The sequence below is a fragment of the Acinetobacter sp. GFQ9D191M genome (assembly GCF_011174875.1).
Lineage (GTDB): Bacteria > Pseudomonadota > Gammaproteobacteria > Pseudomonadales > Moraxellaceae > Acinetobacter.
This window is the reverse complement of record NZ_JAALGV010000014.1, coordinates 1-22,562: the sequence shown is the minus strand read 5'-3', so window position 1 is coordinate 22,562 and position 22,562 is coordinate 1. Positions and strand designations below refer to the sequence as shown.

Sequence of the window (22,562 nt, the reverse complement as noted above, 5' to 3'; positions counted from 1 at the left end):
CAATTTAGAGGAATAGCTACTCGATATGACAAGCTCAAAAGAAATTATCAAAGTTCTGTTGCCTTAGCCTGTATATTTTTATGGCTACCTTTATAGGGTTAATTATGAACAGTAAGTGTCAACAGACCCTAATTATTTATTAAAAAAATTATGAACTAGACTTTAGGTGAACATAAGTTAAACACATAACAAATGATAATAAATTCATTGATATAGATAAATGACTGAGAGCTTTAATTGCAAGTTTTCTTAAATTATTAAGCTAGATATAGCTGGCTAACTATTTGATTGAATGAATTAAAAATAATACTTTAACAGAATCAATCCGGTACTAACTTTGTACTGGTTGTTAGTACCTCATTGTAAATTTCCCTTCTCCATTCTTGTCTTTAAATTGACATCAAATCTTCATAGCTCTGTCATTTGTTAGTGTTGATATAAGCCAATAAATTTAAAAAGATTAAATGAGGATAAAATATGGCAGGGTTATCCATCTGGCATGTACTAATTTTTGCAATTGTAGTGATCTTACTGTTTGGTACTTCTAAACTAAAAAATCTAGGAAAAGATGTAGGGGGTGCAATCAAGGACTTTAAGAAATCTGTCCGTGAAGAAGAAGAAGCTGAGGCAGCTCAACTTCAGTACCCTCGAACGATTGATGCGGAAGTTAAAGCCAGTGAGAGTTCAATCAAGAATTAAGGTATTGCCATGCTCAATATTGGAATGACTGAGCTGTTGGTCTTTGGGGCTATTGCCCTGCTCATTCTTGGACCAGATAAACTCCCTGAAGCGATACGTTTTATAGGTAAATGGTCAGCCAAAATCAAAAGGATCGCCAGCAATATACAAAATGATCTTGACCGTGAATTGCGACTATCGGAACTACGGGAACAAATGCAAAGCGAGCTGAAACGTATTCAGGAATTAGAAATCAAAATGCAGGCACAAATGGATAATATAAATGTAATCCATCAGCCCATCATTAGAAATCCGGAACAACATCTTTTGAACTATGAGCTGACTTACCAATTAATTAATGAATCAGTTTCACCTGTTCATTTACCGCCAATCCAGCTGAATAAAGTGACAAAACAAGAAAAAATTTATGCTGATATAAAGGTGGCCGTATGAGTATTTTGCCTTCGACTCAAACCAACAACGATACCCGGCAAATCCCGTTAGAAGAAATGCCAATTACCAGGCATCTAGTGATTCTGCGAAAGCACCTTTTCAAAATTGTGGGCGTATTATTAGGACTATTCTTATGTTTACTGCCTTTTGCAAGCCAAACTTATCAGCTTTTATCAAAGCCTTTACGCGCTCAGTTACCTGAAAGCTCTAGCATGATTGCAACAGATGTGACTGCGACTTTCATGGCTCCATTTAAGTTGAACTTCTTTATTGCTTTACTTATCGCCATGCCTTTTATTTTGTATCAACTTTGGGCCTTCATTAGACCAGCATTGTACCTAAAAGAAAAAAAGTTAGCTTTACCACTATTAATCAGCAGTATTGTACTGTTTTATGCAGGTATTGCTTTTGCCTATTTAATCGCTTTACCTTCTATCCTTCATTTTTTTATCAGCGTATCACCTGACACTGTTGCACCGATGACCGATATCAATAGTTATCTGGCTTTTTGTTTAAAACTATTTTTAGTTTTCGGATTTACGTTTGAAATCCCTATTATCACGCTCCTGCTTATTATAATTGGTGTTGTCAGCACACAGACCTTGGTGGAAAAAAGACGATTTATTGTGGTGGGATGTTTTTTTATTGCCATGTTTGTGACACCACCCGATGCCCTATCAATGATTATGTTAGCTGTTCCAATGTGGCTGTTATTTGAACTAGGCTTAGCGGCAGGAAAATGGATAGAAAAATGATGACCGGACATAACTGAATAATAATAAAAAGAACATAAAAGAAGAAAATACTCTATGAGCAGCTTAAGCTGCTTTTATTTTTAATATATAAATCAATATTATATTTAATAAATCCGCAATATTAGCTTCACCTGACTGTCATATTCAACCGCTAATTTATTCCTGACTTTAAAACAACCAGACCTTAGTTATGGGAATAAAAGAATGACAGATTACTTACCTTATGATGAAAATCAGGAATTGGATAATAATACATCAGATAATCATCATTTTCGGGATATTTTAGAACAATCCATATCGCGTCGTGACTTGATTGCCAAAACTGCAAGTGGGGCTGCAGCATTGGCTCTTGCCTCTTCTTTGACTGGATGTGGGGACAACGATAATGATTCTATTGTACCGCCAACCGAGACCGCACCAAACCCGCCTGCTATTGATCCCAATACAAAACCAGAGCAACTCAACTTCACGCCAGTGGCCAAAAACTTAAATGACATCGTTACTGTGCCAGACGGTTATGAAGCCAATGTCCTGTATGCACTTGGAGATTCAATTAACCCTGCCTATCCAGATTGGGATGATAACAATATCCCGAACGGACCAAGCTTTCAGTTCCGTTCCGGTGACTGCCATGATGGAATGAGTTTTTTTGGCTTGAACATCGCTACTGGCCGCTATGACCCGACTGTGTCTGAGCACGGTCTGCTGGTCATGAACCACGAATATATCAATCCAACTTTTTTACATCCTCAAGGTCCAACAAAAGTCGATGGTCGTCGCCCTGAAGATGAAGTCATTCGTGAGACCAATGCGCATGGTGTTTCAATCGTTCATATCAAAAAAGACAATTCCAATCAAAAAGTAGAAATTGTCAAAAATTCAATTTATAACCGCCGTATTACTGCTTCAACTGTCATGAGCATTTCAGGTCCTGCGAGTGGGTCTGCCCTTCTATCTACACGTTTTTCACCAGGTGGAAAATTAACCCGTGGCACGCATAACAACTGTGGCAACGGCTATACCCCATGGGGTACCTATCTCACCACTGAAGAAAACTTTATTGGTTATTTTGTTCGTAGCAAAACTGATGATGCTAATCGTGTGCCGCAAGAAAAGCTTGCTCTGGAACGCTATGGCTTAAAAGCAGGTGCAAGCTCGCGTTATGGCTGGGAATCTGCAGTAGGTACAATTGAACCTCAGGATCTTTATGATCGCTGGAGTGCAGATGTTACTGCCGATGATGCAAGTCAGGATTACCGGAATGGTCCGAATACTTTCGGTTGGATTGTAGAAATTGATCCTGTTGATAGCCGGCAAAATCCGGTTAAACGAACGGCTTTAGGTCGCTTTGCCCATGAGGATTGTCGTGCCAGTCGGGCGCGTGAAGACGATAATCTCGCTTTCTATATGGGTGATGACTCGCGTGGAGAATATATTTATAAGTTTGTCTCTGACTACAAATGGAGCGAAAAAGACCGTAATAGGGGCTATGCAGCCGGAGATAAATACATGGATCATGGCAAGCTTTATGCCGCCAAATTCAATGCAGACGGGAGCGGTCAATGGATTGAGCTGAGTTATGGTAGCAACGGTTTAAATGAGTTGAACAGTACCTATCCTTTTGGTTCTCAGGCAGATGTCGTGACCTTTGCTCGTCTAGCAGCAGATAGCGTAGGCGCGACTAAAATGGACCGTCCGGAATGGGTTGCGGTCAATCCTGAGAATGGAGAAGTCTATGTTACCCTGACCAATAACTCTAACCGCGGTACCACGCATGCGCTAGATGCTGCCAATCCACGTAACTATAACGATCCGGAAGGTGGCAAAGGTAATGTGAATGGTCATATTATCCGTTTACATGAAGATGCAGATACGACTACAGCTATAACGTTCAAATGGGATATTTATCTGTTTGGTGCTGAAGCCAAAATGGCACAGAACATCAACCTGTCGGGTTTAAATGATAATAATGACCTGTCTTCGCCAGATGGTATGTGGTTTGATCCCCGCGGAGTACTCTGGATTCAAACTGATGATGGTGCTTATACAGATACGACCAATTGTATGATGCTGGCTGCACTTCCTGGTAAGGTTGGAGATGGTACTCGAGCAACCACCTCTTCAGGGCAGGAAACTATTGTTGGTGCTCAAGTCACAGATCAGACTTTACGTCGTTTCCTGACAGGTCCGAAAGACTGTGAGATTACAGGTGTAACCATGACACCGGACTATAAAGCTATTTTCATTAATGTACAGCATCCTGGGGAAGATTCCCCGGCCTACAACAAACCAACCAGTCATTGGCCAGCTTCACAGACTAACTCATCTGCCACTTCTCGACCACGCTCTGCAACGGTGGTCATCACTCGCAAGGATGGTGGTGTTATTGCAGGCTAAATATTTAGCTTCTCTCAAAATGCTGGCTCAATGCCGGCATTTTTGTTTTTAATATTTGGCGGATTCAAGCGGCAAGTGCAACAGTATAAAAACCAGCCATAATATCACTGGGTGTATACCAGCCCAGTGTCTTTCTAGGACGATTATTTAGAGCAGTCTCTATCTGTTCTATCCGCTCTTTTGAAACATGATCAAACGATGAGGATTTTGGCAGATATTGTCTGATCAGACCATTCGTATTTTCATTTCTGGCTCGTTGAATAGACTTGTACGGATCTGCAAAGTAAGTCTCTATGCCTGCGTCCGTTATCCGCCTATGCTCTGAGAATTCCTTGCCATTATCAAAGGTCACACTATAGGCATGACTATTACGCAAACATGCTAAAGCACACGAGATCGTTTTAGCTGTGGTTCTCGTTTGCCCCAAATGAACAATATGTACATACAGACTCTTGCGTTCAACCAGGGTTAATAATGCTCCCTTATGATTCTTGCCTATTACAGTATCACCTTCAAAATCACCTAGGCGTTGACGTTTCTCAGTGACCTCATCACGACAATGAATACTTGTTCTATCAACAAGTTGACCTCTACGATCTGTGTTTTTATAACCCCGCTTGCGATATGTTTTCTGGTGTCTTAAATGCTGATGCAATTTTCCACCCTTAGATTTATCCTGATAAATGTACTGATAGACCCATTCAGGCGATGGGACATCTAACCAGCCACGTTGTTTCAAAGCCCCCGTAACCTGTTCAGGTGACCAATCCAGAGCAATCAGATAACGGATGTAGATTATAGCGAAATCTGTCATCTGAGATGAGGATCGATATCGTCGTTGGCTGGAGAGATGCCCAGCCTGTTTAGCCCGATAGCCACGTTGTCCTGTATTCCTTTTGATCTCACGATAAATGGTTGATCGGGAACGTCCAAGCTCTCTGGCAAGGGTGGAGATTGAAGATTTACTTTTCAAAGCAGCATAAATTTCGTATCTTTCTTCTTGAGAAAGTTGGGTGTATTGCTTCATTGTGTGCTTTCCAATTGCGAGTTGAAAAAGTCTAATGATTCTAATACACCTAACTTTTTCAACTAAATACAAATGTGTCGCACTTGGTATTTGAATCCGCGTTTCTAAATATTTGAGTTTTTTCATTTTAAGAGTTAATGAGTCAAAACAGATATTTAAATATTAAAAAGTATTTTTATATTAAATGAGTGCTCAAAAAATTTATATTTTTATTCAAATTAAATGCTAAATCCAACTTTCTTCTTTTGCAATATTTAGTACATCCTCTTTAAGTCTTTCTAGCTCTTCAAAAACTTTTGAATTAAGTTTTGGGCGAACTTTTTCAAACTTAATTTTTAATAAATTTATACTCCTTAAAAGCGTAGAAAAAATAAGTTTCTTTCGTCCTAAGTCGTCTGTGGCCTTAAAGGTCGTAGGATCTATTCTTAAGCGAAAATCCATATTTTGGCGTTTAATAGAATAATAGATACGTTCTTCAAAACTATCTTCACCCATTATAATGATTATACAATCCCAACTATTTAAGGGAATATTATAGAATTTATCATTTAGCCTCAGGTTTAAGGTATCAACAACTGCATTACGTGCTTTACATTCCTGTAGAATTTGCTCTTCAGTTAAAACTTCTTTACTTAATTCAGCGCTTAACCATACTTTCATCAATACAACCCATTAATATTATAATAATAAAAAACCCCGACATCCTAATCTGCACCCCGAAAGTTGGACACTCTTAGTCTAATTTGAAGGGTGCTTTTTAATGGCTAAATGAACCGTACCGGGTTTGTCGGAGACCAACTTTCCTGAGAGAATGCCCCGATGAAAAAAGTAAAATATACCCCTGAAATCAGAGATAGAGCGGTTCATCTTGTGATTGAATCCGAAAAAGATTATCCATCGAATTGGGCTGCAATCACAGCAATTGCACCCAAGATAGGTTGTACTCCTGAAACACTACGTGTTTGGTATTTAAAACATCTCGATCAACAAAATCCAGTTAAAGTACAGCAACTTTCAGATCAAGAACGGATTAAACAACTCGAACGTGAAAATAAAGAACTGCAACGTGCTAACGAAATTCTACGTAAAGCAGCTGCTTTTTTCGCCCAGGCGGAGCTCGACCGCCCACACAAATAATGGTGGATTTTATCCATCATAATAAAGAGCTGTACGGAGTCGAGGCGATTTGTAGAATTTTACCTATCGCACCTTCAACCTATTACCGGACTTTAGATCTCTGTGAAAATCCAGAACATTGAGCGAAACGAGATCTACATGATGTGCATCATGCTGAACAAATTAAACGAATTTGGAAAGAAAGTTCGAGGCGGTATGGCGTTCGTAAAGTCTGGCAAAAACTGAAACGTGAAGGTTATATTATTGCACGCTGTACAGTTGCTCGATTGATGCAGAAGCTAGGTATACAAGGTGTTTGGCGTGGTAAGAATAAACAAACCACCCGTAGCCGAGATGATCAAAAAAGAGCAGATGATTTAGTGAAACGTAATTTTAGGGCTGATCATCAAAACCCTTGCGAAGCAATGCTTCTCAGGTGGGGGACTTCACGTATATTCAAACTCATTCAGGTTAGGTCTAAACCGCATTTATTATTGATGTGTTTTCATGTGCAATTGTTGGCTAGAAAGTATCGACACGTAAGAATACAGATATGGTGCTTGATGCACTGGCTAAAACGGTGAATGGCTGATACAAAACAGAGGTGATTGAATATTTAAATGCAGATTGGCAAGGTTTAGTAGATGTACAACTTATGACATTAAATTGGGTGGATTGGTTTAATAAAGAACGTGTACCTAGTGCGCTAGGTTATGTGCCACCTTTTGAGTTTGAAACAATGTTCGATGATAAGATTAACCTGTTAGGTCAGGTGGCTTAACTTAAATAAAAAAGTCTCCGACAAACCCGGTACGGTTCACCTGTAGGTGCACCAAATTATGAGATTTATAGTTTTTTCAGTATTTGGCTCGGCAGTTTCATTCTGGCATGTTTAACACCGCAGCAATATTTATGGAAAATTCAGCTTAAAATCCTGATTGGTACTGCTTTTATGCTGCCGCTGATCAATATTTATTATCTCATTTTCCATGATTATATTGATTCTTTTACGACTTACTGGCCATTTCTGCGAATCGATCTGATGCTGTGGAACTTGGCACTTCTCGCCCTATTGTTACACCAGAAAATTACCCCTATTCAGCAAAAGGCGGTCAATAAAATTCACGCCAAACTAAAAATTACGCAACAGGAATCATCAACATGATATGGATTGCAGTGATCGGTCTGCTTTGGCTGAGCTGTTTTGGTTTTTATGCGGTAAGTGCAAAGCAGATCCTAAAAACCCGAAAATCTCGGTACGCTTTTTTAGCGAATTTTCCTACGTACACTAAATTCACAGCAGGTATTTTCTTATTCGTCGCAATGGTTCTATTACGGACCCGGTTTAGCTACAGTATCAGCTTTGTGGCTCTATGGGTATTTCTAAGCCCTGTACTGTTTATTTTTATCTTAAAAATGAATAAAGCATTTTAGTATTTATTTAAAATCAGAAAGTAGCAAACAGCCTAGTGCGCTACTTACATGCCTTCTATTGAACCAATCTACCCAGTATCTGCTAAACCTTGCCAACCTATTTTTAAATATTTCAGATTCATTATTTTGGCTAGAATCAAAAATTTAAATTGGTAGGTATTTGGTAGGTAGGATTCTTTTTAACTTCATCCAATACTCATATTACGGTGAGGGTCACCGATAAAATAATCAATGAATGGTAGAAGGAATCAAGCCATGGCTTTTAAAAATATTTCAGATCAAACTAACGGTTTTTATATTCCCTGTGTTTCACTTTTTGGTCCCGGCTGTGCTAAAGAAATCGGGATAAAAGCACAAAATTTAGGTGCCAAGAAAGCGCTGATTGTAACTGATGCGGGGCTGTTTAAATTTGGTGTTGCAGATGAGATTGCAAATTATTTGAAAGAGGCGGGTGTTGACAGTTATATTTTCCCAGGCGCGGAACCCAATCCAACTGATATTAACGTGCATCATGGAGTTACAGCTTATAATGAAAATGCCTGTGATTTTATTGTATCGTTAGGTGGGGGTTCATCACATGACTGTGCCAAAGGCATTGGCCTAGTCACTGCAGGTGGCGGACATATCCGTGATTATGAAGGGATTGATAAAAGTACCGTCCCGATGACACCACTGATTGCAATCAATACTACGGCAGGGACAGCTTCGGAGATGACACGTTTCTGTATTATTACCAATACCGATACCCATGTGAAAATGGCGATTGTAGATTGGCGTTGTACACCACTCATTGCGATTGATGACCCTAAACTTATGTTGGCCAAACCTGCAGGGCTGACTGCGGCAACAGGTATGGATGCCTTGACGCATGCAGTAGAAGCCTATGTGTCTACAGCAGCAAATCCAATCACTGATGCCTGTGCAGAAAAGGCGATTACCATGATCAGCGAATGGCTTAGCCCGGCAGTGGCGAATGGGGATAATCTGGAAGCACGGGATGCCATGAGCTATGCCCAATATCTTGCCGGAATGGCCTTTAACAACGCCTCTTTAGGATATGTGCATGCGATGGCACATCAGCTCGGAGGCTTCTACAACTTGCCGCATGGTGTTTGTAATGCAATTCTGCTCCCGCATGTTTGTGAATTTAACCTGATTGCTTGTCCTGAACGTTATGCCAAAATTGCGCAATTGATGGGGGTGAATACAGAAGGCTTAACCGTAACTGAAGCAGCTTATGAAGCGATTGGCGCCATTCGTCAGCTTTCGGCTTCAATTGGTATTCCATCTGGGCTGACGGAATTGAATGTAAAAGAAGCTGACTTGGCCATCATGGCGGAAAATGCACAAAAAGATGCCTGCATGTTGACCAATCCACGTAAGGCCAATCATGCTCAAGTGGTGGATATTTTTAAAGCGGCAATGTAATGCCTTCCTGTAAGTCATCTCTCCAATCATCTGACTTACATTTTTAGCAGCCCCTGTTTCGCTTTCTAAGGAAGTATGCCAAGAGAAAGAACCCATTTTTCTGCTCTTGGCTGATCCTTCCCCCTTCTTGACATCCTCTCCCCCTTAAAAGAAGGAGATTCCTACTGCTAGACGCTTATGCCCAAGCGCAAGAATGTTCAATGCGGAATTTAAATCCCGCTGCCAGACTGTACCGCAACTCTGGCATGTCCATTCTCTTATTCCAAGATCAACCCTACCTTGCGGACTACTGCTTGATATTTGCTTGCAGCACGAGCAGATCTGGGTGGTATAGGCTTCATTGACTTCCTCAAACATTACCCCTGCGTTCTCGCATTTATACTTGAGCATTGTTTTAAGTTTTGAAAACCCTGTATCTAAAACCGATTTTGCCATTTTAGTTTTTACAAGCTTTTTAGCACTCAGGTCACCTACAACAATCAGTGCATTTTCCCTCACAAGTTGGGTACTGGCCTTGTGCAAATGGTCTTTACGACAGTTTGCAATTTTGGCGTGTAATGCACGAACACGCTTTTTATTTCTCGCTCGTTGAGCAATTCCTAATTTCTGCTCGTACTTGCGATAGAACTTGGGATTGGAAATGACTGTACCATCAGAACAGGTCGCAATATCTTTTAAGCCAAGATCAATACCAATCGCTTTCGTTACGGTTGGTTTGGCTTGCTTAGGTGAATCCACCACCAGGCAGACATACCAGCGACCACGACTATCCTCAACAAATGAGCCTGTTTTAATGCGGTATTGGCTTAATCCGTAGCTGTCCCATAGCTTGAATTGGTGCTTACCGTATTGAACAGATCCATCAGCAGATTTGATGGCTACCTTTTTAAAGGGTATCCAACCAAGAGAGCGCCTTGCTGATTTCTTGTTACTTACACGCCATTTTAGCTTTGCTTTTTTGAATTGCTTGCGTCTTGTTACTAATTCTTCTGTCACAGCCTGAATGGTTTGACTATGTAGGTTGCATTCTTTAGATGCGCCTTTTGTGTATTTCGCTACATCGTAAGCTGATAGAAATTCACCTTTTCTTTTTAAATGTTTAAACCCTAAATCATTGACATAATTCCAGACAAAGTTTACCTCAGATGCTAATTGGTCTAGCATCTTGCAATGTTTGTCTCTTATACGTAATTTAAGTGTTTTCATGGGCTTATATTAGCTCATGTTAAATTAAAGGTGTTGATTTAAAAAAAAATCCAACGACATTTCATGTCGTGTCGCTTATCTCTCTGCCCTGAAGGACAGCACTTTACACTCCATTTGATAAAATTTTAAAATCGGATTCAGGCTAAATTGATAAGCTAACCCGCAGTAAGCAAAGATGATGCTCCATATTCCAGGATTTTGCTGTTTTAGCCTTCTACCGATCGATGCTCCGGCTTTTAAAGATTTTTATATTTTAACAGGGTTTGATGGACAGGATGGGTTTTGGGCATCAGCTCAATCAGGCGTTCTACCGCATCAATCGCTTCAGGGAAATGTGCCACATGTTTCAGCAACACATCGGTTTCATTTGCTTTGAAAATAGCATCACTTAAACGTGATTCCAGACAATCGCGCCAAGCACATAAAAATGGACTTTCTGTTTTGGCCAGAAATACACCGGTACACAACTTCAAGGCGGAATCAATATATCCAGCATCCAGAGATTGCTCTGTCAGTAAAAAGTCAGCCTCTACATGCGCCAGTAATCGATAAGGTCTAGAGCCAAGCATGCCACCCAATATATCGCGCAGCTGCGACATTTCTGCTTTTAGAGTACCGATACTGACTTTACGTTCACCATATAAGGCCTGATGCAAGGTGTCCAGACTCAGACCCTGCGGGCATAAGGCTAGAATAGTCAGAATTTCAATCTGGCGAGGAGTAAGTACTAAAACTTTACCATTAAACAGTACTTGTGGCACTGTAAAAGCCCGGATAAATAAGCGCTGTTTTTGACATTCCTGCAAGGCAGACTGAATGATTGTGGCACAGCGCTCAGCAGCCAACAGTGCCAAACTATTATGCTTTTGCCAAGTGGTAGAAAGGTCAATGACACCTAAAACCTGTTTTGAATAGGGATCAATAATCGGAGCGGCGTAACAAACCCAATCATGAATCGAGGACATGTAATGTTCACTGGAAAAGACACAGCTAGATTGTTGAGTTTTTAAGGACAATGCCAGTGCATTAGTTCCGACTAGCTCTTCACGCCATTGCCCTCCTTCAATAAAGTGTACACTTTCTGCAGCACTTTGCATTTGTGGGCTAGAGGCTGCCCAAATGATGGTACTGCCGATATCTCCAACCGCCAGCACCATAGATGACTGTTCAGCAATATGTTTTAAATCCTGTGCACAATGGCGAAGTGCGTGGGCTAAAGTTGAAGAAGAGGCAGTCTTTTTTACATCTGTCAGCGGTGCTGCTAAACGACTCTTAGGGATTTCGGCCAAAGATGAACGTTGCCAAGAACTGGCAATACTTTGTTCCAGTTGCTCTGCATGCAAGGGAGACAAACTGCTGCTTTGCCGAAACTGATCAGCATCGCGCCTTTTCTGCATCAAATCTTGTTTTGTCATCATTCCTTATTCTCACAACAATTCATGATTTACATCCGCTGTAATCGTTATTTTTTAGATGGATCGAAAAGAGTGTAAACCTGCTTCACTCCAACCTTTCTCCAACCTTATACCAGTTATGTTAATCAAATAGCGTACATAAGTACCTTATACCAAAGCTGTAGAAGCAGTTTGGTCACACGAAAATAAGCAAAGGAAATACATATGCGTTACGTCGATCCTAATCAACCTGATTCAAAAGTTCATTTTAAAGCACAATACGATAATTTCATTGGTGGCGAATGGGTCACTCCGGTCAAAGGTGAATACTTTGACAACATCTCTCCGGTAGATGGCAAAGTCTTTACCAAGGTTCCGCGTTCTTCTGTAGAAGACATTGAATTGGCCCTGGATGCAGCGCACAAAGCCAAAGAACAATGGAACAGAGCATCGCCGACCACCCGCTCCAATATTCTGTTGAAAATTGCCGACCGTCTGGAACAAAATCTGGAAATGTTGGCTGTAGCAGAAACCTGGGACAATGGAAAACCGATCCGTGAAACGCTGGCTGCCGATATTCCACTGGCCATTGACCATTTCCGTTATTTTGCCGGCTGTATCCGGGCTCAGGAAGGTGGCATTTCCGAAATTGATGAAGATACTATCGCCTACCATTTTCATGAACCGCTTGGTGTAGTCGGACAAATCATTCCCTGGAACTTCCCGATTCTGATGGCCGCCTGGAAACTCGCGCCAGCCTTGGCTGCAGGCAACTGTATTGTGCTGAAACCTGCAGAACAGACTCCGGTCAGTATTCTGGTGCTAGCTGAACTGATTCAGGACATTTTGCCGCCGGGCGTATTGAATATCGTCAATGGCTATGGGGTCGAAGTCGGCCGTCCACTGGCGACCAATCCACGCATTGCCAAGATTGCCTTTACCGGTTCAACCGCCGTGGGTCAGATGATCATGCAATATGCGACTGAAAATATTATTCCAGTGACTCTGGAACTTGGCGGTAAATCACCAAACTTGTTCTTTGCCGACATTATGGATCAGGAAGACGATTATCTGGACAAAGCTCTGGAAGGCTTTGCCATGTTTGCCCTGAACCAGGGTGAAATCTGTACCTGCCCTTCCCGGGCCTTGGTACAGGAAAGTATTGCCGATGAGTTTTTAGCGCGTGCAGTAGAACGGGTACAACGCATTAAAACCGGTCATCCACTGGATACTGATACTATGATTGGCGCGCAAGCTTCTCAGGAACAGCAGGACAAGATTCTGGGCTGTATTGCCACTGGCCGTGAAGAAGGTGCACAGATCCTGACTGGTGGTGAAGCACGTCAGGAAGTCGGTCAAGGTTTCTATATTGAACCGACCATCTTTAAAGGCACCAATGACATGAAGACCTTCCAGGAAGAAATCTTCGGGCCTGTACTGGCTGTGACCACCTTCAAAGACTTCGATGATGCGATCAAGATCGCCAATGATACGATTTATGGACTTGGTGCCGGTGTCTGGTCACGCTCAGCGCATACCTCTTACCGTGCAGGCCGTGCTATTCAAGCAGGTCGGGTCTGGACTAACTGTTATCACATCTACCCTGCCCATGCGGCTTTCGGTGGTTATAAAAAATCAGGGATTGGGCGTGAGAATCATAGAATGATGCTGGATCATTATCAGCAGACTAAAAACTTGCTAGTCAGCTATTCGACCAAACCAGCCGGGTTCTTTTAAGAAGTGAAATAAAAGCGAACTTCGGTTCGCTTTGAATGTATGCTAGCTAGCTCTCACAAAATATCAGCAACATCTTTTAAGGGGGAGAGGATGTCAAGTTGCGATTGCTAAGACCATACCATTATTAGAAAATTAAATTATTAAGCTTTTATTTTGCTTAGGCTATTTTTAAAACACATTAAGGTCAAGCCTGGAATAATGCTGACAAAGCAATACGGGCAGGTTTAATGGAATGGCAAGTAAAAACTTCCACTTTTAACCTCAGTTATTTATGAGAGAATTAACGACGCAATTATTCATGTATTTGTCGCTATTTTACTGATTTTCTCCGTAGCCTTCTTACAGACACAAAAAAACCCGGCAGGTGTCGGGTCTTTTCATCATTCAATTCAGGAAGCGAGCAAATTGCGCAAGACATAGTGCAAGATCCCACCAGCCTTAAAGTATTGCACCTCATTCAAGGTATCAATACGACACAACACCTGAAAATGGCTATATGTACCATCGGTATGTTGCACTTCTACATCCAACATTTGATGCGGATGAATATCATCCGACAAGCCTAGAATTGATAGGGTTTCATGCCCGCTGAGGTTCAAGATCTGCCGGTTCTGACCCTCCACAAACTGTAATGGTAACACTCCCATACCGACCAGATTGGAACGGTGAATCCGCTCAAAACTTTCAGCAATCACTGCTTTTATCCCTAACAGGTTGGTACCTTTGGCCGCCCAGTCACGTGAGGAACCGGTGCCATATTCTTTCCCGGCAATAATCAGAAGTGGGGTTTGTTCTGCCTGATAGCGCATTGCCACATCATAAATCGAGAGTTTTTCTGCACTTGGAATATGCAGGGTATTGCCACCCTCCTCGCCACCCAGCATTTCGTTTTTGATACGGATATTAGCAAAGGTACCTCGCATCATCACTTCATGATTACCACGACGGGAGCCATAAGAGTTAAAGTCTTTTACATCAACCCCCTGTTGCTGCAAATATCTTCCGGCCGGACTATCTTGTTTGATATTGCCCGCCGGGGAAATATGGTCCGTCGTGACGGAATCACCTAGTACCGCCAAAATCCTTGCCTGGCTGATCGGCTGAATTGGTCGCACCGGCTGATCAATTTCTGCAAAAAAGGGAGGATGCCGGATATAGGTGGATTGTTCATCCCAAGCATAAGTTTGACTTTGGGGAATCTGGATTGCTTTCCACTTGGCATCTCCTTCAAAAACTTCTGCATATTCTTTATGGAACATCTCGGTATTCACATTCTGCAGTGCGGCATCGATTTCTCCCTGTGTCGGCCAGATATCTTTTAAATAAACCGCTTGGCCATCAAAACCCTCACCTATCGGCTCAGTCGTGAGATCAGTTCGAATATTCCCGACCAGACCATAGGCAACCACCAAAGGTGGTGAGGCGAGCCAATTGGTTTTCACCAGAGGATGCACCCGTCCTTCAAAATTACGGTTGCCGGAGAGTACTGAGGCTACATTCAAATCAAAACATTGCACAGCTTCTTCAATCACTTCAGGTAAAGGCCCCGAATTACCAATACAGGTGGTACAACCATAACCCACCAGGTTATAACCCAGTTGATTCAAATAAGGCATCAACCCTGCAGCGTCAAGATAATCACTGACCACTTTGGAACCTGGAGCCAGTGAACTTTTCACCCAGGGTTTTCGCCGCAAACCTTTTTCGATTGCTTTTTTGGCCAATAGCCCTGCTGCCAACATGACACTGGGATTCGAGGTATTAGTACAAGAGGTAATGGCTGAAATCACCACATCACCATGCTGCAACGGATATTTTTTACCCTCAATCATACAAAAAACATTTTCATGGGGCAGGTTGGCCTGTTTAGCTTCAACCGCCGTACCTCCCCCTCCTTCATTTTCCAGACGATCTTTTTCTTCCTTGACCGGTTTTAAGGTCAGATCCATGAAGGCATGAAAGGTTTGTGGCACTTGTGACAAGAGTACACGATCCTGCGGGCGCTTCGGACCTGCCAGACTGGCTTCTACCGTCGACATATCTAAAGCCAGCATGTCGGTAAAGACGGGCTCATCTCCCGGATTGCGCCATAATCCTTGCAACTTGCTATAGGCCTCTACCAAGGCAATTCTTTCCGGCTGACGTCCGGTTAAACGTAAATAGGAAAACGTCACCTCATCAACAGGGAAAAAGCCACAGGTAGCGCCATATTCGGGTGCCATATTCGCAATCGTGGCACGGTCCGCCAGGGGTAAATCTGCTAGGCCATCGCCATAAAATTCGACAAATTTTCCAACTACGCCTTTTTGGCGCAGCATCTGGGTAATGGTCAGCACCAGATCAGTTGCTGTAATCCCTTCTTTGAGTTTACCGGTAAGCTTAAAGCCGATTACTTCTGGAATCAGCATGGAGATCGGTTGACCCAACATGGCCGCTTCCGCCTCAATACCGCCTACGCCCCAACCTAACACGCCTAAGCCATTGATCATGGTGGTATGTGAATCAGTACCGACCAAGGTATCAGGATAGGCAAAGCGCTGCCCATCAATCTCATTGCTCCATACCACTTGTGCCAGATATTCCAGATTGACCTGATGGCAAATCCCGGTTCCTGGCGGCACCACGCGAAACTGATTGAGCGCCGCCTGCCCCCAGCGCAGAAACTGGTAGCGCTCACCGTTGCGTTGCATCTCAATGGCGACATTCTGCTCAAAAGCTTGCGGGCTGGCAAAGTAATCGACCATCACCGAGTGATCAATAATCAAATCCACGGGTGACAGCGGATTAATTTTTTCCGGATCACCGCCGGCTTTGGCCACCGCTGTACGCATCGCAGCAAGATCAACCACTGCGGGAACACCGGTAAAATCCTGCATCAGTACCCGTGCCGGACGATACTGGATTTCCTGTTCTGAAGTTCGTTTATTTAACCAGCCTGCCAAGGCATAAATATGCTCGGTTTTCACCGTGAGTTGATCTTCGAAACGTAGTAAATTTTCCAGCAAGACTTTTAAGGACTTGGGAAGCCGGGACAGGTCACCTAATTGCACTTGCAATTTGGACAGGTTGAAAATCTGATAGTGTTTTGAACCGACGGTTAATGTTTCTAAGGTATTAAAACTATTGATATCACTATACTTGGCCATCTAGCTTCCCTCCGGCTTGAGCTGTTATTTTTATGATCACAGTCAACTACTTCTTTACTTACTGTATGCTAACTGAGCGGTGGGTTTGTTATTATTTATTATAGGATTGCGCTAGCCAGTTAAATGCAGGGCTGCCAGGGCATTTTTCCAGAGAATTGCCGACAGTTCAAATCTGGCATCAACAACGTTTCTGCCCATCCCCTAAGGACATAAGCTAAATTGACCAGCGTATTACTTTGTTCAGTGTCATCAACGTCGAAGTTTCTCTAATTCTTCGATTAAATCCAACATCATAGCTACAGCAGTAAAACTTGCATCAAAATCACGCTGTAAACGATACGCTTTTTGTGCACGTGCCACATCATCCACTAAAAAATATAAATCTGATGCATTTACACGATTCGGCAAAATATCGTATTCAATCAGTTGCAGAATCCATTCAGGACTTTGACCACAAAGTTGAGCAAAACTATTTAAATCATAATATTGTTGCTCATCTATAACTTCTACCTGTTGGATATCTTCTAAGACCACCTCATAATATTTAACTGTCGTCATAATTTTACTCCTTATGATGATCTCGGCTTAAAGTTTGGAAATGCTGCTGCAAATGCTTCATAAGCTTGTTGTTCTTGTTCGGTTTGCGCAGTTGGTTGCACAATATCGAGGATGAGAAATAAATGCCCTGCATCTTTAGCAGGAATCCCCTGATTTTTTAAACGTAATTGTTGACCTGTTTTGGCATTTTTTGGAATTTGAATATTGAGTTGTTTACCATTGGGTAAGCTTGCCGTAATCGATTGTCCAAGTGCTGCTTCCCATGGACTAATCTTCAGATGATGATAGACATCCGAGTTTTCAACATAAGTTGAATCTGTAGCTTTATATTGAATTTCAATATACAGATCGCCATTCTCACCCCCATGAATACCCGGTTGTCCCTGGCCGGTTAAACGAATTTTTTGCCCTGCTTTCATGCCTTCTGGAATTTTAATTTTTAAGACTTTACGCTGTACTTCTGCTTGCCCGTACGCATTGATAGTTGGAATCTGTAAAGTGACATTTTGCGTTGCGCCATGGAATGCAACATCCAAATCTACTTCTAGAGTCGCGTGTTGATCATCACCTCTATAGGATGCTCGCCCCTGATAACGCTGTTCATTGAAACCACCAAAACCACCACCAAAGCGACCAAACAAGTCTTCAAACCCTGAAAAATCCTGTCCGCCCATATTTGAATAATATTGATGAGCATCCCTACCCTGGCTATTCTGTGGATGGTCTAATTCAAAATCATATTCTGCTTTTTTTTCATCATTACTTAACACATCGTAGGCAATGTTTAACTCTTGCATACGCTCTTCTGCATCAGCTTCTTTACTAATATCAGGATGATATTTTCTGGCAAGTTTACGATAAGCTTTTTTAATTTGCTCAACAGTTGCATCTCGAGATACACCTAATATTTCATAATAATTCTTGGTCATCTCTGCCCTATTGGTGGTTTATATTTTATTCATTATTCATTTTTTTTATAGATAAAAAAACCTTTTAAAGATTTTTGTTGTTATAAATTATTTCTTTTACGAAAATAATAATTATTTAAAAATCATAGCATAACCTTGGTTTTTGTGAAGAAAACTACTAATTCAGAATTACGCATTCACCTCCTTTTCCTGGCTCAACTAAAAAGTGTAGCAACTTGCTACACTTTTTCACTTTTCTGGATCAGCTCTTTTAACAGGCTTTCTAGCTGGGACAGACTTGTTTCATCAATATGGGAAATATTGAGCGAGACCTTAAGCTGCTTCTGGTTAAGTTTGATATTTCCTGCAATCTTACCATCGTATTCGATTTTTCTTACGACTGAGGTGGTCGTCAGTTTTTCCGGGTCCTGACTTAATAATTTTTCCGCATAAGCTGTCACTTTGGTCTGCTCAAGCTTTTTGTCTTTTACTTTCTCCCAGCCTTGAAGCAAGGCAGCTTCCGCCGCAGATAGTTCCTGTATATGATCCGACAAAAATTTTTTAAATGCTGTTGCCGCAGTACGACCCAGTAAGCCAGGATTGAGCTCAAGATCATTTAAAATAACTTGTGGCAACTTTTCATAGGCCAGATATTTGTACATATCTTCGCGGTTCAATCCCAGAGAATTGGCCAAACGCTGCTTGTTTTTCTTTAATTTTTCATCCAATGCGCTCAGGCCAACAAAAACTTCATAATCTGTCAGATCTTGGCGTTTTAGATTTTCCGCCAAAGTTAATAATGAAGCTTCTTCATTATTGGCATCCACAATGATCGCTTCAATCACCGATTTACCCAGTAACTGATGTGCACGCAAGCGTCGCTCGCCTGCAATGAGCTCATATTTCAAGTTATCCAGTTTACGGACAGTAATCGGCTGCAAAAGACCGACTTCTTCAATAGAATCAGCCAGTTCTTTTAATTCCGATTCCTCGAATATTTTGCGCGGCTGGTTTGGACTTCGGCTAATGTCCTCAATTGGAACATTACGCCTAAACTCCTTTAGCTCTTTAATATTATCTTTTTGTGCCTGTTGGTGTTTCTCAGTATTCAGTTTCAATTTCTGAGCTAAAAGCTCTTTGGTGCTTGCCATAACGACCTCAATTTATACTTTAGCTACAATTTCAGTGGCTAGGCTTTCAAAAGCCTTACGTACTTTTGAATTTTTTTCTACTTTGAGTAAGGGTTGCTGCAAAATTGCTGCCTGATTGACCTTAGTACTTTGAGGGATCGTAGTTTCTAAAATTTTACCAACCTGTTTTAATGCCTCATCCCGAATCAGTTTACATACATTTTGGCGCTCATCATGCTTAATCAGCAAGGCGCCTAAGAGCGCCAAGTCTGGATTAATACGCTTGATCTTTTCCAGATGATTTAAAAGATCTGTAACCCCGTACAAGCCATATTGTGATCCAGATTCGATCGGGATAATGACATGGGTTGAAGATGCCAGTGCATTACTGGTTAAAAGTTTCAAGCTTGGTGGGCAGTCAATCAGTATGAAGTCATAAAGGTCTTTTAAGAGTTCTAGCTTGATATTAAGTTCTTCAGAAGGACGTGGTGCTTCTTCTTTCAGCTGGTCTTCTGTTTTTCCTAAATTTAATGATCCGTAAATTAATGATACTTTTTCGAAGTTCGTTTCTTCTTGTAATGCATCAGCTAATAATGAAATATCACCGACCAATAATTCTGCTGTGGTGACAGAAATTTCACTTGGATGCTGAATCCCAATATGTAAACTTGCGTTTGCCTGAGGATCTAAATCAATCACTAGAACTTTATTGCCCAAGTTGGCAAGTTCTGAGGCTAGGTGTACAACAGTCGTTGTTTTGCCACATCCGCCTTTATGGTTAGCAACAGTAATAATTTTTGCAGACATGCGTGTCAGATGCTTCCGTATTTGAATGTCTAGTAATATAAATAACTTTCGTTCATCTTACTATAGTTTTTAAATTTATAAATCCTGTTTGTTCAGATGTAAAACAGCTTAAAAAATAAATCTTTAACTAAGCTAGCTCAATTAATAATTAGAATAATTAGTTATTTAGCTAATTAATAATTAGGAGCATATTTTTGGTATATAAAACAAATGCTTGTGGTTTTAAAAGTGGAAGGTTTGTCACCGTAAAGTGGAAGGTTTGTCACTGTAAGGTGGAAGGTTTGTCACCGTAAAGTGGAAGGTTTGTCACCGTAAAGTGGAAGGTTTGTCACCGTAAAGTGGAAGGTTTGTCACTATGGTGGAAGGTTTGTCACTGCTATTTTTTAAAATGCTATTTTTATTTAAAAATAATTTATAAAACAAATATTTAAGATGTTAATAAAGTCTCATAACTAAGCTTTAAAGGTGGAGAGGTTGTCACTGTATATTCTTGACCTGTGGATAATCTGTTTTTATTGGATATTTCCTGATGATTATATGTGCAGTTATACCTTTGAAATCTAACTGAAAGGTGGAAGCCTTGTCACATCAGGGTTTCTATCTGACTTAACCTACCTGAATCTGGATGAAAAAAAGTAAAAATAGGCATTCTGGACTGTAATCTTGCGGCTAAAGGTGGAAGATCTGTCACTATAGAGTGGAAATATTATATTTAATTCCACTTTAAAAACAAAAAAACGGCTAAAAGGCTTTTTTCTGATGACAAACCTTCCACTTTTAGAATCTCGTGGTGAAAGTCTTGAAAGTTTTTCCACTTTTGTATATAAAAACTAAGTCAAATTATAAATATCACGGTTATGACAGAATCTGAACCATTGCAAGAAGAATCGAATTATATTCCTTACTGTATAGGCAACATTCGCCATAATGGTGTTGTCAGTACCAGTAACCGTTTAATTCGCCCAATCGAGTTATCAGCCAATGAATATAAGGCGCTTCTATATGCAATGGCAGTTGCGAATTATAGTGAGAAAAATAGGATAAATGGTGAAATCACCGAACAAACCTATATTTATTTGTATAAGGATGATCTAGCAGATTTACTAGGATTGAATAAACGCAATTCAATTAATGTTGCAATAGACCGGATCTATAAAGAACTTTCATCTCGGGTAGCTCATTTTATTATTGAGGAGCCTGCTGATGATAAGAAGAGAAAAACGAAAAAAGTGCATTCTGTTGTTCCCATCATCCGTGAATTAAGATGGGAAGATGACTCTAAAAATGCAATTCAGATCCGTTTTACCAGTGAAGTATTACCGTATTTTACTCAACTAGCTGGGGGAAATTTTACTACCTATCAGCTAAAACATCTTTTCGCCCTTGATTCTGTTGCCAGTATGAGTCTTTATACGTATTTCATTAAAAACGAATTCAAGTATGCCAACCAGAAGAGTTATGAAGTTCCATTACTTTTAGAAAATTTGAAAGCACTGATTGATATTAATGAAACAAAATATGATCGTTGGGTAGATTTCAGGCGCTATGTATTAGACAAAATAGTGGCAGAAATTAACGAAAATACAGATCTACAATTAGAGTATGAAACTGTTAAGAAAGGCCGTCCAATTGTGGGTGTGAATTTTAAACTGCATCATCGGATTGCTGATAAAGCACCGGATGAAATAGCAGTAATTGAAAAAATCTATCTTGATGTTCCATTTGAAGACAATGCATTCGTAAAAGAGTTAGGTGCTAAATTCGATATGAATGTACGTTCCTGGTATATTTTTAATAATGATGAAAATTATCAGCAGTTCAAGAAGTGGTTTAAAAAAGTAGGGTGTCTCACTGACTCTCAAGCAAATATTGTCATTAATGACACTTTATTCCAAATGGATTTTGCTGAAATTGGTATAGGGCTGAATGACTTTAAACGAAACATGAAGCATAAACTTAAAAATAATCCGGAATTCGTTCAAAGTATTCGTGAAAGACTGAATGATATTTTTGGTAAAGACCTTATTTAGAAAAAAGTGTAGCAACTTGCTACACTTTTGGAGATATATGTTCTTAAAAAATACAAGTGGTAAGGACTATAGAAGAAAAATGGCTCTATTGCATATAGGCTTTAGAGATAGATCCTTCCTAAGTTAGGTGTTTAGTCCCAGATTTTAATGGTGCAATATTCTCAGATAAATGGAAGGAAGCACTATGGGACAAGTTCTACACAGCAGCGCCACAACGACACAGACAGTGCGTCGAGCAATACAAAATAGTCAAGAGAGCTTAAGAACGCTAGCCAAGCGTTACAGCATCAATCAAAAGACCGTCGCAAAATGGAAGAAACGTACTTCTGAACCGTATCGGGTTTGTCGGAGACTTTTT

17 protein-coding genes, 3 pseudogenes and 1 other annotated feature are annotated in these 22,562 nt (G+C 40.8%); of the genes and pseudogenes, 11 read left to right on the top strand and 9 right to left on the bottom strand.

Features of this window, described 5'->3' with window-relative positions:
* The 5 genes and pseudogenes from G5T77_RS02180 to G5T77_RS02160 form a co-directional block, all read left to right on the top strand.
* A pseudogene (locus G5T77_RS02180) lies at positions 1-115 on the top strand (IS5/IS1182 family transposase); the annotation flags it as partial.
* 362 nt (positions 116-477) lie between these two features.
* Positions 478-699 carry a Sec-independent protein translocase subunit TatA gene (gene tatA / locus G5T77_RS02175; RefSeq protein ID WP_166236176.1) on the top strand — a complete coding sequence of 74 codons (222 nt, stop codon included), beginning with the start codon at positions 478-480 and terminating at the stop codon, positions 697-699.
* Positions 700-708: 9 nt separating this feature from the next.
* Entirely contained in the window at positions 709-1,131 is a 423-nt protein-coding gene (gene tatB / locus G5T77_RS02170; protein WP_166134692.1) for a Sec-independent protein translocase protein TatB, read from the top strand.
* Positions 1,128-1,886: a twin-arginine translocase subunit TatC gene (gene tatC, locus G5T77_RS02165; protein WP_004812200.1), complete on the top strand. Its 759-nt coding sequence runs from the start codon at positions 1,128-1,130 to the stop codon at positions 1,884-1,886. The genes tatB and tatC overlap by 4 nt, the downstream gene beginning before the upstream one ends.
* 204 nt (positions 1,887-2,090) lie before the next feature.
* Complete coding sequence (locus tag G5T77_RS02160; RefSeq protein ID WP_166134689.1) at positions 2,091-4,283, top strand: PhoX family phosphatase; 2,193 nt, start codon at positions 2,091-2,093, stop codon at positions 4,281-4,283.
* Positions 4,284-4,347: 64 nt separating this feature from the next.
* Here G5T77_RS02160 and G5T77_RS02155 read toward each other — a convergent pair whose 3' ends face one another.
* Together G5T77_RS02155 and G5T77_RS02150 are read right to left on the bottom strand one after the other, a co-directional pair.
* Positions 4,348-5,310: an IS30 family transposase gene (locus tag G5T77_RS02155; RefSeq protein WP_166134686.1), complete on the bottom strand. Its 963-nt coding sequence runs from the start codon at positions 5,308-5,310 to the stop codon at positions 4,348-4,350.
* 225 nt (positions 5,311-5,535) lie between these two features.
* Positions 5,536-5,970, bottom strand: coding sequence for an Imm44 family immunity protein (locus tag G5T77_RS02150; RefSeq protein WP_166134684.1), 435 nt, complete (start codon positions 5,968-5,970; stop codon positions 5,536-5,538).
* Between the two features lie 159 nt (positions 5,971-6,129).
* On the opposite strand from G5T77_RS02150, the pseudogene G5T77_RS02145 reads away from it, so the two are divergent.
* From G5T77_RS02145 to G5T77_RS02130, 4 genes and pseudogenes are all read left to right on the top strand, one after another.
* Positions 6,130-7,207: pseudogene (locus G5T77_RS02145) on the top strand (IS3 family transposase).
* Positions 6,405-6,521, top strand: a sequence feature (AL1L pseudoknot). Its footprint overlaps the pseudogene before it by 117 nt.
* 27 nt (positions 7,208-7,234) lie before the next feature.
* A pseudogene (locus G5T77_RS17420) lies at positions 7,235-7,591 on the top strand (PepSY domain-containing protein); the annotation flags it as partial.
* Entirely contained in the window at positions 7,588-7,860 is a 273-nt protein-coding gene (locus tag G5T77_RS17415; protein WP_166134682.1) for a hypothetical protein, read from the top strand. The pseudogene G5T77_RS17420 and the gene G5T77_RS17415, both read left to right, overlap by 4 nt.
* 255 nt (positions 7,861-8,115) lie before the next feature.
* Positions 8,116-9,288 carry an iron-containing alcohol dehydrogenase gene (locus G5T77_RS02130; RefSeq protein ID WP_159123511.1) on the top strand — a complete coding sequence of 391 codons (1,173 nt, stop codon included), beginning with the start codon at positions 8,116-8,118 and terminating at the stop codon, positions 9,286-9,288.
* A 144-nt stretch (positions 9,289-9,432) separates the two neighbouring features.
* Here the strand turns inward: G5T77_RS02130 and G5T77_RS02125 are convergent, their stop codons facing one another.
* Positions 9,433-10,494, bottom strand: a complete 1,062-nt coding sequence (locus tag G5T77_RS02125) for an RNA-guided endonuclease TnpB family protein (RefSeq protein WP_166134679.1) — start codon at positions 10,492-10,494, stop codon at positions 9,433-9,435.
* Positions 10,495-10,730: 236 nt separating this feature from the next.
* Complete coding sequence (locus tag G5T77_RS02120; RefSeq protein WP_166134676.1) at positions 10,731-11,912, bottom strand: transcriptional regulator; 1,182 nt, start codon at positions 11,910-11,912, stop codon at positions 10,731-10,733.
* A gap of 201 nt (positions 11,913-12,113) precedes the next feature.
* On the opposite strand from G5T77_RS02120, the gene G5T77_RS02115 reads away from it, so the two are divergent.
* Positions 12,114-13,625: an aldehyde dehydrogenase family protein gene (locus G5T77_RS02115; protein WP_166134673.1), complete on the top strand. Its 1,512-nt coding sequence runs from the start codon at positions 12,114-12,116 to the stop codon at positions 13,623-13,625.
* A 389-nt stretch (positions 13,626-14,014) separates the two neighbouring features.
* Here G5T77_RS02115 and acnA read toward each other — a convergent pair whose 3' ends face one another.
* From acnA to G5T77_RS02090, 5 genes are all read right to left on the bottom strand, one after another.
* Positions 14,015-16,771 (bottom strand): aconitate hydratase AcnA, encoded by a 2,757-nt coding sequence (gene acnA / locus G5T77_RS02110; RefSeq protein WP_166134670.1) that lies wholly within the window; start codon positions 16,769-16,771, stop codon positions 14,015-14,017.
* Between the two features lie 249 nt (positions 16,772-17,020).
* Positions 17,021-17,329 carry a chaperone modulator CbpM gene (locus tag G5T77_RS02105; RefSeq protein ID WP_166134667.1) on the bottom strand — a complete coding sequence of 103 codons (309 nt, stop codon included), beginning with the start codon at positions 17,327-17,329 and terminating at the stop codon, positions 17,021-17,023.
* A gap of 11 nt (positions 17,330-17,340) precedes the next feature.
* Positions 17,341-18,258 carry a DnaJ C-terminal domain-containing protein gene (locus G5T77_RS02100; RefSeq protein ID WP_166134665.1) on the bottom strand — a complete coding sequence of 306 codons (918 nt, stop codon included), beginning with the start codon at positions 18,256-18,258 and terminating at the stop codon, positions 17,341-17,343.
* 218 nt (positions 18,259-18,476) lie between these two features.
* Positions 18,477-19,388, bottom strand: coding sequence for a ParB/RepB/Spo0J family partition protein (locus G5T77_RS02095; RefSeq protein ID WP_166134662.1), 912 nt, complete (start codon positions 19,386-19,388; stop codon positions 18,477-18,479).
* A gap of 12 nt (positions 19,389-19,400) precedes the next feature.
* Entirely contained in the window at positions 19,401-20,174 is a 774-nt protein-coding gene (locus G5T77_RS02090) for a ParA family protein (protein ID WP_166134659.1), read from the bottom strand.
* A gap of 857 nt (positions 20,175-21,031) precedes the next feature.
* Between G5T77_RS02090 and G5T77_RS02085 the strand changes: the two genes are divergently transcribed.
* Positions 21,032-22,204, top strand: a complete 1,173-nt coding sequence (locus G5T77_RS02085) for a replication initiation protein (RefSeq protein ID WP_166134656.1) — start codon at positions 21,032-21,034, stop codon at positions 22,202-22,204.
* The last annotated feature ends 358 nt before the right edge of the window (positions 22,205-22,562 follow it).